At 33.3% G+C, this 15,725-nt stretch carries 14 protein-coding genes and 1 riboswitch; of the genes, 13 read left to right on the top strand and 1 reads right to left on the bottom strand.

Annotated features, from left to right (window positions below; genetic code table 11):
- Nucleotides 1-311 precede the first annotated feature (311 nt).
- Nucleotides 312-1,595, top strand: coding sequence for an acetyl-CoA hydrolase/transferase family protein (locus C8N26_RS08395; protein ID WP_120186895.1), 1,284 nt, complete (start codon nt 312-314; stop codon nt 1,593-1,595).
- Between the two features lie 32 nt (nt 1,596-1,627).
- Here the strand turns inward: C8N26_RS08395 and C8N26_RS08390 are convergent, their stop codons facing one another.
- On the bottom strand, nt 1,628-2,353 hold the full coding sequence (locus tag C8N26_RS08390) for a DUF542 domain-containing protein (protein ID WP_120186894.1): 726 nt from the start codon (nt 2,351-2,353) through the stop codon (nt 1,628-1,630).
- A 272-nt stretch (nt 2,354-2,625) separates the two neighbouring features.
- On the opposite strand from C8N26_RS08390, the gene msrB reads away from it, so the two are divergent.
- From msrB to C8N26_RS08330, 12 genes are all read left to right on the top strand, one after another.
- Entirely contained in the window at nt 2,626-3,072 is a 447-nt protein-coding gene (msrB, locus tag C8N26_RS08385) for a peptide-methionine (R)-S-oxide reductase MsrB (RefSeq protein ID WP_120186911.1), read from the top strand.
- A 13-nt stretch (nt 3,073-3,085) separates the two neighbouring features.
- Nucleotides 3,086-3,631, top strand: a complete 546-nt coding sequence (gene msrA / locus C8N26_RS08380) for a peptide-methionine (S)-S-oxide reductase MsrA (RefSeq protein ID WP_120186893.1) — start codon at nt 3,086-3,088, stop codon at nt 3,629-3,631.
- A gap of 6 nt (nt 3,632-3,637) precedes the next feature.
- The gene (locus tag C8N26_RS08375; RefSeq protein WP_120186892.1) at nt 3,638-5,203 is read left to right on the top strand and encodes a protein adenylyltransferase SelO; all 1,566 of its coding nucleotides are present in this window, start codon (nt 3,638-3,640) and stop codon (nt 5,201-5,203) included.
- Nucleotides 5,204-5,387: 184 nt separating this feature from the next.
- A riboswitch (SAM riboswitch) is annotated at nt 5,388-5,499 on the top strand.
- A gap of 131 nt (nt 5,500-5,630) precedes the next feature.
- On the top strand, nt 5,631-6,923 hold the full coding sequence (locus tag C8N26_RS08370) for an O-acetylhomoserine aminocarboxypropyltransferase/cysteine synthase family protein (RefSeq protein ID WP_120186910.1): 1,293 nt from the start codon (nt 5,631-5,633) through the stop codon (nt 6,921-6,923).
- Between the two features lie 40 nt (nt 6,924-6,963).
- A complete protein-coding gene (gene thrA, locus C8N26_RS08365; RefSeq protein ID WP_120186891.1) occupies nt 6,964-10,362 on the top strand; it encodes a bifunctional aspartate kinase/homoserine dehydrogenase I in 3,399 nt (1,132 codons plus the stop codon).
- Nucleotides 10,363-10,457: 95 nt separating this feature from the next.
- Nucleotides 10,458-11,624, top strand: a complete 1,167-nt coding sequence (locus C8N26_RS08360) for a trans-sulfuration enzyme family protein (RefSeq protein WP_120186890.1) — start codon at nt 10,458-10,460, stop codon at nt 11,622-11,624.
- Nucleotides 11,625-11,647: 23 nt separating this feature from the next.
- Entirely contained in the window at nt 11,648-12,055 is a 408-nt protein-coding gene (locus C8N26_RS08355; protein ID WP_120186889.1) for an RrF2 family transcriptional regulator, read from the top strand.
- Nucleotides 12,056-12,172: 117 nt separating this feature from the next.
- Nucleotides 12,173-12,427 carry a DUF2061 domain-containing protein gene (locus tag C8N26_RS08350; RefSeq protein WP_028891803.1) on the top strand — a complete coding sequence of 85 codons (255 nt, stop codon included), beginning with the start codon at nt 12,173-12,175 and terminating at the stop codon, nt 12,425-12,427.
- Nucleotides 12,428-12,438: 11 nt separating this feature from the next.
- Nucleotides 12,439-13,047 (top strand): phosphoadenosine phosphosulfate reductase domain-containing protein, encoded by a 609-nt coding sequence (locus C8N26_RS08345; RefSeq protein WP_120186909.1) that lies wholly within the window; start codon nt 12,439-12,441, stop codon nt 13,045-13,047.
- Between the two features lie 11 nt (nt 13,048-13,058).
- On the top strand, nt 13,059-13,964 hold the full coding sequence (gene cysD / locus C8N26_RS08340) for a sulfate adenylyltransferase subunit CysD (RefSeq protein WP_120186908.1): 906 nt from the start codon (nt 13,059-13,061) through the stop codon (nt 13,962-13,964).
- 123 nt (nt 13,965-14,087) lie between these two features.
- Nucleotides 14,088-15,335, top strand: a complete 1,248-nt coding sequence (locus C8N26_RS08335; RefSeq protein ID WP_120186888.1) for a sulfate adenylyltransferase subunit 1 — start codon at nt 14,088-14,090, stop codon at nt 15,333-15,335.
- A gap of 15 nt (nt 15,336-15,350) precedes the next feature.
- Nucleotides 15,351-15,698, top strand: coding sequence for a 4Fe-4S dicluster domain-containing protein (locus tag C8N26_RS08330; protein ID WP_120186887.1), 348 nt, complete (start codon nt 15,351-15,353; stop codon nt 15,696-15,698).
- The last annotated feature ends 27 nt before the right edge of the window (nt 15,699-15,725 follow it).

Below are 15,725 nucleotides of genomic sequence, written 5' to 3'. Positions count from 1 at the left end.
GCCCATTAGCGCCGATGGTACTGCCACTGGTGGGAGAGTAGGTCGTTGCCTTTCTTTTAAACCTCAATCTTTTAGTAGATTGAGGTTTTTTTTTGCTCTATATTTTAATGAAAATTTTTTTTGTTGATGAGTGATTACTGGATGACGATTTTAGAAAATGGTAATACACGTAAATTAAAGATAACTATGGAAACAAATCGAAGAAATCAACATCTAAACTTTTTTACTTAAAAATAAAACATTTATGATTTTTATCATTAATTAAACTGTATTTTACCAAGATATTTACACACATAAAAGATCCCATTAAAATGTCAGAAAATTTAAAAATTGTTACTGCGAAAGAGGCTGTAGCAATTGTAAAATCAAATAATAAAGTTTTTTTTCAAGGAGCAGCAATGACTCCTAATTTATTAATTGATAGCTTGTGCAATAGATATGAAGAGTTAGATAATGTAGAAATTATTCAAATCCACACACATGGTAGGGCTAAGTATTTAGAAGAACCTTACAGTAAATCTTTTAAATTAATGAGTTGCTTTGTTGGAGAGAATGTTAGAAAAGGAGTGAATAAGAATAATGGAGACTATATTCCCATTTTTTTAAGTGAAATTCATTGGTTATTCCGTCGTAATATTTATCCATTAGATGTAGCTTTTATTCAAGTTTCTTCGCCAGATAAACATGGCTATTGTTCATTGGGCACATCAGTTGATATTACATTGCCTGCTATTCAAACAGCAAAAACAGTAATAGCTCAAATTAACCCTAATGTACCTAGAACTCATGGAGATGGAATTATTCATGTAAGTAATATAGATTATGCTGTAGAGGTTGATGTAACAATTCATACTTCTGAAATAGGAAGACCTTCGGAAATAGAAAAAAGAATTGGGCAAAATATAGCTGAACTAATAGAGGATGGTGCAACATTACAAATGGGAATAGGTAATATACCTAATGCTGTATTACATAATTTAACAAGTCATAAACGGTTAGGAATTCATACAGAAATGTTTTCTGATGGAGTATTACCATTAATAGAAAGTGGAGTAATTACTGGAGAAGAAAAAGAAATTAAAACAGGAAAAATAGTTACTTGTTTTGCTGTAGGTTCACAAAAGTTATACGATTTTATAGATGATAACCCTCTAGTACATTTTAAAGAGGCCGGTTATACAAATGATACTTCTATCATTAAGAAAAACCCTAAAGTAACTGCTATAAACAGCGCTATTGAAATAGATTTAACAGGACAAGTTTGCGCTGATACTATTGGGCAATACCAATATTCTGGAGTTGGTGGTCAAATGGATTTTATTAGAGGAGCTTCATTATCTAAAGGAGGAAAAGCTATTATAGCAATGCCTTCTATTACTACTAAAGGAATTTCTAAGATTACACCATTTTTAAAAGAAGGAGCAAGTGTAACTACAACCAGAGCTCATGTACATTATGTTGCTACAGAATATGGAGTAGTTAATTTATTTGGAAAAAGTTTGAAAGAAAGAGCAAAAGCATTAATTTCTATAGCTCACCCTAATTTTAGAGAAGAGTTAGAAAAAGAAGCTTTTAATCGATTTAAAAAGCTATAAAAAAAGGGGAGTGCTCAAGCACTCCCTTTTTTTTATAATAATTTGGTTCTTTTTTCTAATTCTAGTGCTTTTCTATGTAGTATATTGTGTTCTAAATGTATATGATGGTATAAATCTTGTTCAAACTCTTCAAGTTTAATGTATAGATCTTTATAGGTATTAGAGGCACTTTTTGGAATAGAATAGTTATTTGTTAATTTAACTATTTTTTTGAAAAGATTATTAATTTCTTCATGTTCATGCTCTAACATTTTTATAGGAGTATGTATCGTAACGAATGAAGGAACACTTATTTTTTTATGCTCTTTATCAGCAGCTATTAGCTGTTTTATATAAGGAAAAAGTATTTGTTCTTCTTTTTGAAGGTGAGATATAATTTCAGAAGAAGCTTTTCTAAACAGTTTATTAATTTTTAATAATTCAGGGTGTATATTACCATAAGTTTTTATTGTTTCATTCATATACTGAGAAATTATTGGCAAACTTTCTTTTGCATAAGAGTGATGTACATTTTCAATATAAAGAATTAAAAAATTTAAACTCCACGTATTATAATTCTGAAGTACATCACTAATACTTTCAACATTTTCTAATTCATTTTTTAATGTACTTAAATCTATTTTATTCTTTTTGCAGGCCTTATTTATTGTTATATTGCCTTCACAGCAAAAATTAATTCCATATTTCTTAAAAATAGGAGCTGTTTTTATATTCTCAATTACGTAATCAGCGACTGTTCTATTTTCTAAGATGTTCATTGTTTTTTTATTTTAGTAAATACTGAAATAAGCTAATAATTTGTGGTTATTTTAACTCAAATTATGCTATAAGTAAGGGGAATTATAGGTTTTATTACAAATTAATAGATAAGATGTGATTTAAAACATGATATAAATCATTCTTGAAAAAATGTTAAGGTTTTCTTTTAAATTTATATGAAAGCTTTAGAGAGAATCATAGCTTTGTAAGTAACAAAGAAAAGAAACTACTAATAAGTTAAATAAAACGAAAGAGCAGGATGAATGACAAAATTTTAACTTGGAAAGACGTAATTAATTTTGCAGTTAATGGTAATCCAATACCTGATAAAAGAGTGGAAAAAACAGCAGCAGAATGGCAAGAACTTTTAACCCCAGAACAGTTTAGAGTAACCAGACAAAAAGGAACAGAAAGACCAAATTCAGGAGCATTATGTAGTGTTTATGATGCTGGAAAATATAAATGTGTATGTTGTGGTACACCTTTGTTCGATTCAACGATTAAATTTAGTTCAGGTACTGGTTGGCCTAGTTTTACGCAACCTATAAAAGAAAACGCTATTCAATATGAAAAAGATACTACTTTTGGTATGGTACGCGTGGAAGTACTATGCAATACTTGTGATGCTCATTTAGGACATGTTTTTCCTGACGGACCAGAACCTAGTGGACTACGTTATTGCATTAACTCGGCTTCAATGATTTTAGATACTGAATAAAGAAAGGAGAGAAATGACAAATAATAAATTAGAAGTAATAACCGTTGGTGGCGGTTGCTTTTGGTGTGTAGAAGCTGTTTTAAATCAAATAAAAGGAGTAGAAGAAGTAGTATCTGGTTACATGGGCGGTACTGTACCAGGAATACCAACCTATAGAGAAATTTGTTCAGGTTTAACAGGACATGCAGAAGTAGTACAAGCAATGTTTAATCCTCAAATTATAAGCTATGAAGAGTTATTGGTAATGTTTATGACAAGTCACGACCCAACAACGTTAAACAGGCAAGGAGCAGATGTAGGAACCCAATACCGTTCTGTAATTTTTTATCATACTCAAGAACAACAACAAATTGCTGAAAAAGTAGTAGAAAAGCTGGCTCCCTATTATGAAGATGAAATTGTAACAGAAATAAGCCAAGCATCCATATTTCATAAAGCAGATGAGAGTCATCAAGATTTTTATGAAAAAAATAAGGATCAAATGTATTGTGTAGTTGTGATTTCGCCTAAATTGGCAAAATTAAAAAAACTGTACGCAAGCAAACTAAAAGAAGAATAGAACGTGTTGAAATTCAATATACAAAATACCTTTACTCAAGAATTACCTGCTGACCCAATTCAAGAAAATACTCGAAGGCAGGTTACAGAAGCTTGCTTTTCGTATGTAACACCTAAAAAAACGTCCAATCCAAAAATAATTCATGTTTCGGATGAAATGGTACAAACGTTGGGGCTTTCAGAAACAGCAATAGCTTCAGAGGAATTCAAGAACATTTTTACAGGGAATGATGTATATAAAAATACAGAACCGTATGCGATGTGCTATGGCGGACATCAATTTGGGCATTGGGCAGGACAATTAGGAGATGGTAGAGCGATTAACTTGTTTGAAGCAGTTCATGATAACAAAAAATGGGCATTGCAGTTAAAAGGAGCAGGAGAGACACCATATTCGAGAAATGCAGACGGATTAGCAGTGTTGCGTTCCTCTATTCGTGAGTATTTATGTAGCGAAGCTATGTATCATTTAGGAGTACCTACAACAAGAGCACTATCTTTGGCACTATCAGGAGATCAAGTTCTAAGAGATGTAATGTATGACGGAAACGCTGAGTATGAAAAAGGAGCAATCGTATGTAGAACAGCCGAGTCTTTTTTACGTTTTGGTAGTTATCAAATATTTCCTGCCAGAGGAGATGTAAAAACATTAAAAACACTAGTTGATTATACTATTAAACATCATTATCCTCATTTAGGTGAACCTTCAAAAGAAACGTATGTTTCCTTTTTTAAAGAGGTGGCAGAGCGTAGTTTAGAAATGGTCATTCATTGGCAACGTGTTGGTTTTGTACATGGAGTAATGAATACCGATAATATGTCGATTTTAGGGTTAACCATTGATTATGGACCTTACGGATGGTTAGAAGGTTACGATCACGGATGGACGCCAAATACAACAGATAATACTCACAAGCGTTACCGATATGGTTTGCAACCAGAGGTAGTTTTATGGAATTTATATCAGTTGGCAAATGCTCTATATCCTTTAATTGAAGAAGCTGAACCTTTAGAAGCTGTTTTAGAAAATTATCAAGAAAAATTTCCTGAAAAGTACATGCATATGATGCGAGAAAAATTAGGTCTTTTTTCTTCAAAAGAATCAGACGGAACATTGGTTTCAAATCTTGAAGAAGTACTTCAAAAAACAGAAACAGACATGACTATTTTTTTCCGATTGTTGTCAAGCATTTCAAAAGATGATACCATAGAGGAGGCAATCAAAAAAATAGAAAAAGCATTTTATAGGCATTCAGAAGTTGTAAACGAAATAAAAAAATCTTGGGAAAACTGGTTTCAAAATTATATAGGTAGATTACAAAATGAAACTATTTCAGATGAAGAAAGAAAAGCAAAAATGAATGCTGTAAATCCTAAATATGTACTCAGAAATTATATGGCGCAATTAGCCATTGATGATGCAAATAAAAATGATTTTGCATTGTTAAAAGAGTTATATTTACTGCTCAAAAATCCTTACGATGAGCAACCAAAATATGAAAAATGGTTTGCAAAACGACCAGAATGGGCTCGAAATAAAGTAGGATGTTCTATGTTATCTTGTAGTTCTTAAGATAAAAACAAGTATTATATTTTAGTTTAAGTAAATTATCGTAAAACACTGGTTATAAGTTATTTGTTTGTTTGTTTTAAAAATAATTCAAAACACTTTTTTAAATAATAATCAAAATAAATTTGGAAAATCCATTTTTATAATTGAATATTTGTGCTCGTAAAAGTTCAAACACTTATTGACGATGTTATCAAGAAAGGTGGAGGGATTAGACCCTATGAAACCTTAGCAACCCTTTGTGCAAACAAAGAAGGTGCTAAATTCTACCAGAGTGAAAACTCGAGGATAGATAACCCAAAAGAAGTTTCAATAATAACTACTGAAACTTTTTGTATTTTCTTAATAACATTTTTCTAGTAAGCAACATCTAAAAAAGATGTGTTTTGGCTTTTGGTTTAATTTTTTATTAACTCAAAAAACAAGAAAAATGAGTACACAAAAATTCGCAACAAACGCATTGCACGCAGGTCATGATGTAACACAAACAAGTGGAACAAGAGCAGTCCCTATTTACCAAACAACATCGTATGTTTTTAACGATTCAGAGCATGCAGCAAATTTGTTTTCGTTAAAAGAATTAGGATTTATTTACACCCGATTAAACAATCCAACCAATCAAATTTTACAAGATCGTTTAGCAGCTTTAGAAGGCGGTATTGGGGCTGTAGTTTTTGCTTCAGGTACGGCAGCTATTTCAACAGGATTGTTAACCTTGCTAAAAGCAGGAGATCATATTGTAGCTTCGAGTAGTTTGTATGGAGGAACTTACAATTTGCTGAATGTTACCTTACCGAGATTAGGCATTACAACTACGTTTGTAGATACATCTAACCCAGATAGTTTTGCAGAAGCTGTAAAAGAAAATACAAGAGCTTTCTTTGTAGAGTCTTTAGGGAATCCGAAGTTAGATGTTTTAGACTTACAAGCGATATCAGCACATGCAAAAAAGGCTGAAGTTCCTTTTATTGTGGATAATACAGTAGCTACGCCAGCTTTATTAAACCCAATAGAACACGGAGCAAATATTGTAATTCACTCGTTAACAAAATATATTGGAGGACAAGGAAACTCGTTAGGAGGAGCTATTATTGATGCTGGAACTTTTAACTGGGCAAATGGTAAGTTCCCAGAGTTTACAGAACCTTCAGCAGGATATCATGGATTAGTATATCACGAAGCCTTAGGAGCTGCATCATACACATTTAAGTTAATTTTAGAGGGCTTACGTGACTTTGGAGGTGCCTTGAGTCCTACCAATGCTTTTAATATCATTCAAGGATTAGAAACCTTAGAAGTAAGAATTCAAAAACACAGTGAAAATGCCTTGTCTATTGCTAAATGGTTGCAAGAACAAGAAGAAGTTGCTTGGGTAAACTATCCAGGATTAGAAGGTAACAAATACAAAACTTTAGCCGATAAATACTTACCAAAAGGGCAAAGCGGATTGGTAACTTTTGGTGTAAAAGGAGGTTATGAAGCCGCTAAAACCATTGCAGACAATACCAAACTCTTTTCATTACTAGCAAATATTGGAGATACCAAATCTTTAATCATACATCCAGCAAGTACCACACACCAACAATTGAGTGATGAAGCACAAGAAAGCACAGGAGTAACGAAAGACTTAATCCGTTTGTCAGTTGGTTTAGAAAATATAGAAGATTTAAAAACCGATTTACAAGAAGCATTTGCTAAAATATCTAAAGAAGTATTGGCATAAACCAATAACATTTAGAAAATACCTTAAAAATAAGTCGGTAATGAAAAGTGATTTGCAGCATATTAATATTCTTAGTTATACCACAATAAGCGGTACCCAATTCGATACTATTCCATTAAGTTATGAAACCTTCGGAAAAGCATTGGGTACCGCTCCTGTGGTGTTAATTAATCATGCATTAACAGGAAACAGTAATGTTTCAGGAAATGATGGTTGGTGGCAAGATTTAGTAGGAGAAAACAAGGTTATTGATACCAAGGAATATACCATTTTATGCTTTAACATTCCAGGAAATGGCTATGATAATTTCTTAATAGATGATTACAAAAGTTTCGTAGCACGTGATATTGCAAACATTTTTCTATTAGGGCTAGAACAACTCAAAATAACACAATTATTTGCGTTGATAGGAGGATCGTTAGGAGGTGGAATCGCTTGGGAAATGGCAGTGTTGAATCCAAAAATAACAAAACATTTAATCCCTATAGCAACCGACTGGAAATCGACCGATTGGTTAATAGCCAACTGTCAAATACAAGAACAGTTTTTAACCAATTCTAGTAATCCGGTACACGATGCGCGTATGCATGCTATGTTGTGTTATAGAACACCCGAATCGTTTAAAAAACGTTTTCAACGCTCAAAAAATGAAGAATTACAGATTTTTAATGTAGAAAGCTGGTTGTTACATCACGGAAAAAAATTACAAGAGCGCTATCAGTTAGCGTCGTATAAATTGATGAATCAGTTATTAAAAACCATCGATGTAACGAAAGGAAGAGAGGGATTAGATGTGTTAGAAACCATTGAAGCAGACATCCATATTGTTGGCGTAGATTCTGACTTGTTTTTTACTGCCGAAGAAAATAGAGAAACACAAAAACAGTTAGCATCGGCTCATGCAAATGTAACCTACAATGAAATTAATTCAGATCATGGGCATGATGCTTTCTTAATAGAATACAAACAATTAGAAAAAATTATTGAACCAATATTCAATCAAAAATCAACCAATAAAAGAATGAAAATTTTAAAGTTTGGCGGAAAATCATTGTCGAATGAAGGCATACCAAATGTAGTAGCAATCATAGAACAAAAAATAAATGAAGGAGAAAATATAGCTGTAGTAGTCTCAGCAAGAGGAAATGCTACAGATGAGTTAGAAGAATTATTAGAAAAAGCAGCTAAAAGTGAAGCTTTTAAAGAGCAGCTAGAAGCTTTTAAATACGAACAAACAAAATTAACGCCTTTAGTAGATTTTTCTACTGAATTCAATAGGTTAGAAAAACTATTTGAAGGGGTTAGTTTGTTAGGAGACTATAGTCAAAAAATAAAAGACGAAGTGCTAGCTCAAGGCGAGTTGTTGTCTATAAAAACGGTAACCGATTTGTTACAGCAAAAAGGTATCAATGCCAATGCTACCGATGCTAGAGACTTGTTAAAAACAGATGAAAGCTTAGGAAATGGACAATCGATAGTTGAGATTTCGAAAGAAAATGTTAAGAATCATTTCAAACAACATAACGGAATAACAGTAAACATTGTTACCGGGTTTATAGCATCGAATTTAAAGAATGAAACGACAACTTTAGGAAGAAACGGAAGTAATTATACTGCTTCATTATTAGCCAATTATTTAGATGCGGAAGAGTTACAAAACTACACACATGTAGATGGTATTTTTACCGCAAATCCTGATTTGGTAGCTGATGCTAAAAAGATAGAAGAGTTATCTTTCTCTGAAGCGAATGAGTTAGCCAATTTCGGAGCTACTATTTTGCATGCAAAAACCATCATTCCTTTATTGGAGAAGAATATTAACCTTCGAATATTAAATACGTTTAACCCAAACGATAAAGGAACGTTGATTACGGCAAAATCAACTTCCAAAGGAATCAAATCCTTATCAGTATTAGACAAGGTTGCTTTAATAAACTTCGAAGGAAGAGGCTTGTTGGGAAAAGTAGGAGTGGATGCACGTATTTTTAAAGCTCTGAGTAATCACGGAATTAGCGTGAGCATTATTTCGCAAGGATCTTCAGAACGAGGGATTGGTTTAGTGGTAGATAAAAGTAATGCAGTAGCAGCGGTAAAAGCTTTGGAACAAGAGTTTGAAAATGATTTACAAACAAAAGATGTCAATCAAATTTCCATTCAAGAAGAAGTAGCGGTAATCTCAATCATAGGACAAGATTTAAGTGAATTCCACCATCCATACAATGCTTTAATTAAGAATCAAATAGTTCCTTTATTATTCAACAATACAATTACAGGTAAAAATGTGAGTTTGGTGGTGAAAAAGGAACAATTACATAAGGCGTTGAATGTAATTCATGGTCAAGTATTTGGAGTTGCTAAAAAGATAAACATTGCTGTTTTTGGTAAAGGTTTAGTAGGAGGAACATTGATAGAACAGATATTAGAAAGTTCGAAATCAATCTTAGAAAGACGTAAAATCCATTTGAACATTTTTGCGATAGCCAATTCTAAAAAAGTTTTGTTAACTAAAAATGGAGCAGGAACTAATTGGTTAGAAGAGCTTGAAAACGCAGCAGAAAACCAGCATATAGTTGATACAGTAATCGATTACGCTAAAGAACATCATTTAGAAAACCTAATTGCGGTAGACAATACAGCAAGCGTAGACTTTATAGAAAATTACATTCCGTTAGTCAATGCAGGGTTCGATTTGGTTTCATCTAACAAAATAGCCAATACGGTTTCGTATAATTTTTATAAAGAGCTACGAGAAACGTTAGAAAAAAATAAGAAGAGTTACCTGTATGAAACTAATGTAGGTGCAGGATTACCGTTGATTGATACGATTAAACTGTTACACGATTCAGGAGAAAATATCACGAGAATTAGAGGTGTATTTTCAGGTTCGTTAAGTTACTTGTTCAATAAATTTTCTGCGGAAGAAGTGCCGTTTTCAACCGTATTACAAGAAGCAATTGACAGCGGATTTACAGAACCAGACCCTCGTGAGGATTTGTGCGGAAATGATGTAGCTAGAAAATTATTGATTTTAGCTCGTGAGCTAGATTTAGAAAATGAATTTGAAGATATTCAGATAGAGAACTTAATACCAGAAGCGTTTAGAGAAGTATCTTCAGAAGAATTTTTATCTAACCTAGATCAATTAAATCCAACGTTTCAACAGCAGAAAGAAGCTCAAGAAGAGAAACATGTGCTTCGATATATTGGAGATTTACATGGAGACTTACAACAAACAAAAGGAGAGTTAGACGTGAAACTAGTCTCTGTACCAGAGAGTTCTCCTTTAGGAAGTTTAAAAGGTTCCGATGCCATTTTTGAAATTTATACAGAATCTTACGGAGAACAACCTATTGTAATCCAAGGAGCAGGAGCAGGATCAAAAGTTACTGCTAGAGGTGTGTTTGGAGACATCTTACGATTAGCAAAGAATAATAACTAGAAAAGAGAACAAAGAAAAAAGATACAAGAATTAAGCCCCAAAAATCTTGATTCTTTTACCTTACAACGAAGCGGTCAAACATCTAAAAAAATAACATGAGCAAAAATTTTGAAACACAAGCCATACGAACGCAAACAAAACGTTCACAATTTTCAGAGCATTCTACACCTTTATACTTAACTTCAAGTTTTGTATTTGATGATGCTGAAGATATGAGAGCGTCGTTTGCTGAAGAAAAGCAACGAAACCTATATAGTCGATTTTCAAATCCGAATACCACAGAATTCGTCGATAAAGTAGTGGCCATGGAAGGTGCCGAAGCAGGATATGCGTTTGCAACAGGTATGGCAGCCGTGTTTTCAACTTTTGGAGCTTTGTTAAATGCAGGAGATCATATAGTATCGTGTCGCTCTGTTTTTGGTTCAACACATAGTTTGTTTACCAAATATTTACCTAAGTGGAATATTGAAACAAGTTATTTTAAAATTACCGAGGCTGATATAGTCGAGAGCTTAATTCAACCAAATACTAAAATATTATATGCTGAGACACCTACCAATCCGGCAGTAGATATTTTAGACTTGGAGCTGTTAGGAAGTATAGCAAAGAAGCACAATTTATTATTAGTGATAGACAATTGCTTCGCAACACCTTATTTACAAAATCCAATTAAATTCGGTGCCGATTTGGTGATTCACTCAGCTACAAAGCTAATAGACGGTCAAGGTCGCGTTTTAGGAGGAGTAACCGTAGGAAAAGAGGACTTAGTTAGAGAAATCTATTTATTTTCAAGAAATACAGGTCCAGCAATGTCACCATTCAATGCTTGGGTGTTGTCTAAGAGTTTAGAAACGTTGTCGATTAGAGTAGAAAAACATTGTGAAAATGCCTTGAAAGTAGCACAGTTTTTAGAAGAACATCCAAAGGTGAACTTGGTGAAGTATCCATTTTTAAAATTACATCCGCAGTATGAAATAGCTAAAAAACAAATGCGACTAGGAGGAAATATTGTTGCTTTTGAAATCCAAGGAGGTATAGAAGCAGGACGTAAATTTTTGAATAGTATTCAACTATGCTCATTATCAGCAAATTTAGGAGACACAAGAACTATTGTAACGCATCCAGCATCTACAACACATAGTAAGTTAAGTGAAGAAGATCGATTAGAGGTAGGAATTACTGATGGTTTAGTAAGATGTTCGGTGGGATTAGAAAACGTAGAGGATGTAATTTATGATTTAAATCAAGCATTAAATAATTAAGAAGTAAAGCATATATTTGTAATATGCTTTCTAAGAAAACAAAATACGGAATTAAAGCGCTTACTTTTATTGCTAGGCAAGAAAAGGGCACTATGGTACAAATAGCTACCATTTCAGAAAAGGAAAATATTTCGCACAAGTTTTTAGAAAGCATATTACTTACCTTACGAAAATCAGGAATTTTAGGAGCTAAAAAAGGAAAAGGTGGAGGCTATTATTTGTTAAAGCCAGCTAACGAAATTAGAATGACTGATGTTATAAGAACACTAGAAGGACCTATTGCTATGGTACCATGTGTTAGTTTGAATTATTATGAAAAATGTGATGACTGTCCAGATGAAGAAGCTTGCTCAGTACACAAACTAATGATTCAAGTAAGAGATAATACGCTACAAGTACTTCGTAATAACACACTAGCAGATTTAGTGTAGTATTAACAAATTGTAAAATTCAAATATTTTTTTGATTTCTCCTTGGAGAATTAAAAAGCATATGTATATTTGCCGACTTAAAACCTAGTATTCCGATAGGGTAATGGTATTTTAAAAATGATTGTAGAACAAGTAGTAGAAAATAAAGCAAATTATAAAGAAGATAAGCTCTCTGAAAAGCCAATAAGAAGCATTATAAAATCAATAAGTTGGAGAGTTGTCGGTACCATAGATACAATATTAATATCATGGGTAATTACAGGACAAGTAAAGACAGCTTTTTCAATTGGAGCTGTAGAATTAGTAACAAAAATGTTATTGTATTTTTTTCACGAAAGAGTTTGGAACAGTATTAAATGGGGCAAAAAATGAGTATAGAAACAATGAATTTAGAAGCAGTAAACGCAGAGTTAAAAAACAAATCTCCAAAAGAGATTATTGTTTGGGCATTACTACAAGCAAATAAAGCCGTAGTAACTACAAACTTTCGTCCCTATGAAGGAGTCATTTTACACGCAGTAGCATCAGTAAAAAACAGTATAGATGTTATTTGGTGTGATACAGGATATAATACTCCACAAACCTATAAACATGCCGAAGAGTTAATTGAAAAACTACAGTTAAACATTCAGTTGTATGTACCTAAACAAACAGTAGCACACAGAAACATCACTTTAGGTTTACCAACAATAGATGATCCAAAACATGCTGTTTTTACAGAACAAGTAAAATTAGAACCTTTTAAAAGAGCAATGAATGAGCACAAACCAGATGTTTGGTTTACGAATTTGAGAAAAGGACAAACTGCTTTTAGAAATAGTATTGACATTGTTTCAAGAAGTAAAGATGGAGTATTAAAAGTAAGTCCATTTTACCATTGGTCAGATGAGGAGTTAGATACTTATTTAGATGAACATCAATTACCAAACGAGTTTAAGTACTTCGATCCCACAAAAGTAGAAAGTAACAGAGAATGTGGTTTACATATTTAAAGAACATGATTATGAATACAGAAACTATACAAGTAGGAGCTTTAGAAAGCGAAGCCATATACATATTAAGAGAAGTAGTCGCGCAATTTGAAAAACCGGTATTGTTATTCTCTGGAGGGAAGGATAGTATTACCCTAGTTCGATTAGCCCAAAAAGCATTTTATCCAGCAAAGATTCCATTCCCTTTATTACATATTGATACAGGGCATAATTTTCCTGAAACGATTGAATTTAGAGACCGTTTGGTAAAAGAATTAGGAGTTGAGTTAATAGTACGTCAAGTACAAGACAATATTGATGCTGGTAAAGTAAAAGAAGAAACAGGAAAATACGCAAGCCGAAACATGTTACAAACCGAAACGTTATTAGATGCCATTGAAGAATTTGGTTTCGACGCATGTATCGGTGGTGCGCGTAGAGATGAAGAGAAGGCAAGAGCTAAAGAACGTATTTTTTCAGTACGAGACGACTTTGGGCAATGGGATGAAAAAAATCAACGTCCAGAATTGTTCGATATGCTAAATGGAAGAATTGATTTAGGTCAAAATGTACGTGTTTTTCCAATTTCTAACTGGACAGAGTTAGACGTATGGTCGTACATACAACAAGAGCAAATTGAAATTCCATCCATCTATTTCGCTCATAAAAGAGCCACTTTTATTAGAGACGGATTAATCTGGTCTGCAAACGATGAAGTTGTGTTTAGAGAAGAAGAGGAAGAAGTACGTGAACGCATGGTACGATTTAGAACCGTAGGAGATATGAGTTGTACCGCAGCAGTATTATCAGACGCAATAGATATTGATACTGTAGTAGATGAAATTAGAGAATCAACCATTTCAGAAAGAGGAGCAAGGATTGATGATAAACGATCTGAAGCAGCGATGGAGAAACGTAAACAACAAGGATATTTTTAAAAAAAAGATGTTAGCTATTAGTCTTTGGCTGTTAGCATTATAAAACTTAATAATATAAACTAAGCAAAAGTAGCTAAGAGCTAAAAACCAAAAGCTAATAGCCTATTGCCAACAACATAAAAAATGAACGTAGTAAAAATAGCAACAGCAGGAAGTGTAGATGACGGAAAGAGTACACTAATCGGGCGAATTTTATACGATACAAAATCATTAACCCAAGATAAATTAGAAGCAATAGAAGAAAAAAGTAAGCAACGCGGGTTTGATTACTTAGACTTTTCTTTAGCTACAGATGGGTTGGTAGCAGAACGCGAACAAGGAATTACTATTGATGTAGCTCACATATATTTTTCAACACAAAAAACCAGTTTTATTATAGCTGATACTCCAGGTCATATAGAGTACACTAGAAATATGGTTACAGGAGCTTCAAACTCTCAAGCTTCTATCATTTTAGTAGATGCAAGAAACGGAGTAGTGGAGCAAACCTATCGTCATTTCTTTATCAATAATTTATTGAGAGTAAAAGATGTAATAGTAGCAGTAAATAAAATGGATTTGGTTGACTTTTCAGAAGAAAAATTCAATCAGATTAAAGGTGAGATAGAATATTTAGCGAAGAAGAGCGATTATCAAAATCAAAATATCACATTCATACCTCTTTCAGCTTTGAAAGGAGATAATGTTGTGAAGTCTTCAGAAAACACCCCTTGGTATAAAGGAGAAACTTTATTGAATCACCTTGAAAACTTGGGGGCTGAAGATACACAAGAAGCATCAAAAGCACGTTTTCCAGTACAAACTGTTATTCGTCCAAAAACAGACGAATATCACGATTTTAGAGGGTATGCAGGAAAACTGTACGGAGGCGATTTAGTGGTAGGAGATAGCGTAACGGTATTACCATCAGCAACAAAATCTACCATAAAAAGTATTCAGTTTTTTGATAAAGAATATGCAAGAGCAAAAAGAGGGAGTTCTGTAAACATCACTTTAGAAGACGATGTAAATGTAAGTAGAGGAGATATGTTGGTGAAAACAGGAGAAGAACCTTCTGTGGTAAAACAGTTAGAAGCTACCATTTGTTGGATGGATAAAGCACCATTACAAGCTTCTCAGAAATATTACATCAAACATGGAGTAAACGATGTACAAGCAAAAATAACAGAATTAACATCTTTAATTCGTACCGATTTTTCTGGAAAAGAAGAAACTCCATCTCAATTATCACTAAACGAAATAGGTGAAGTAAGTTTAAAAGTTAGCAAACCGTTGTTTGTTGATTCGTACGAAGAGAATAAGGCAAACGGAGCATTTATAATCATCAATCCAAAAACGAACAATACGTCAGGAGTTGGTTTTATCAAGTAATAAAATTTAAAAGTTATGGCAATAATCATTACAGATGAGTGCATTAACTGTGGAGCTTGTGAACCTGAATGCCCAAATACAGCCATTTATGAAGGAGCAAGTGACTGGAAGTATAACGAAGGAACCTCACTACAAGGAAATGTAACCTTATTGGATGGAACTTCGGTAAATGCAGACGAGGATAATGAACCAGTATCAGACGAATACTACTTTATAGTACCCGATAAATGTACTGAGTGTAAAGGATTCCATGAAGAACCGCAATGTGCAGCAGTATGTCCGGTAGATTGTTGTGTGACAGATGATGCACACGTAGAAACCGAAGAACAATTGTTAGCAAAACAAGAGTTTTTACATAACTAATATCAACGCTTTTATAAGCAAACAACT

The organism is Tenacibaculum lutimaris, assembly GCF_003610735.1.
Lineage (GTDB): Bacteria > Bacteroidota > Bacteroidia > Flavobacteriales > Flavobacteriaceae > Polaribacter > Polaribacter lutimaris.
This window is presented reverse-complemented; position numbering and strand designations above follow the sequence as displayed.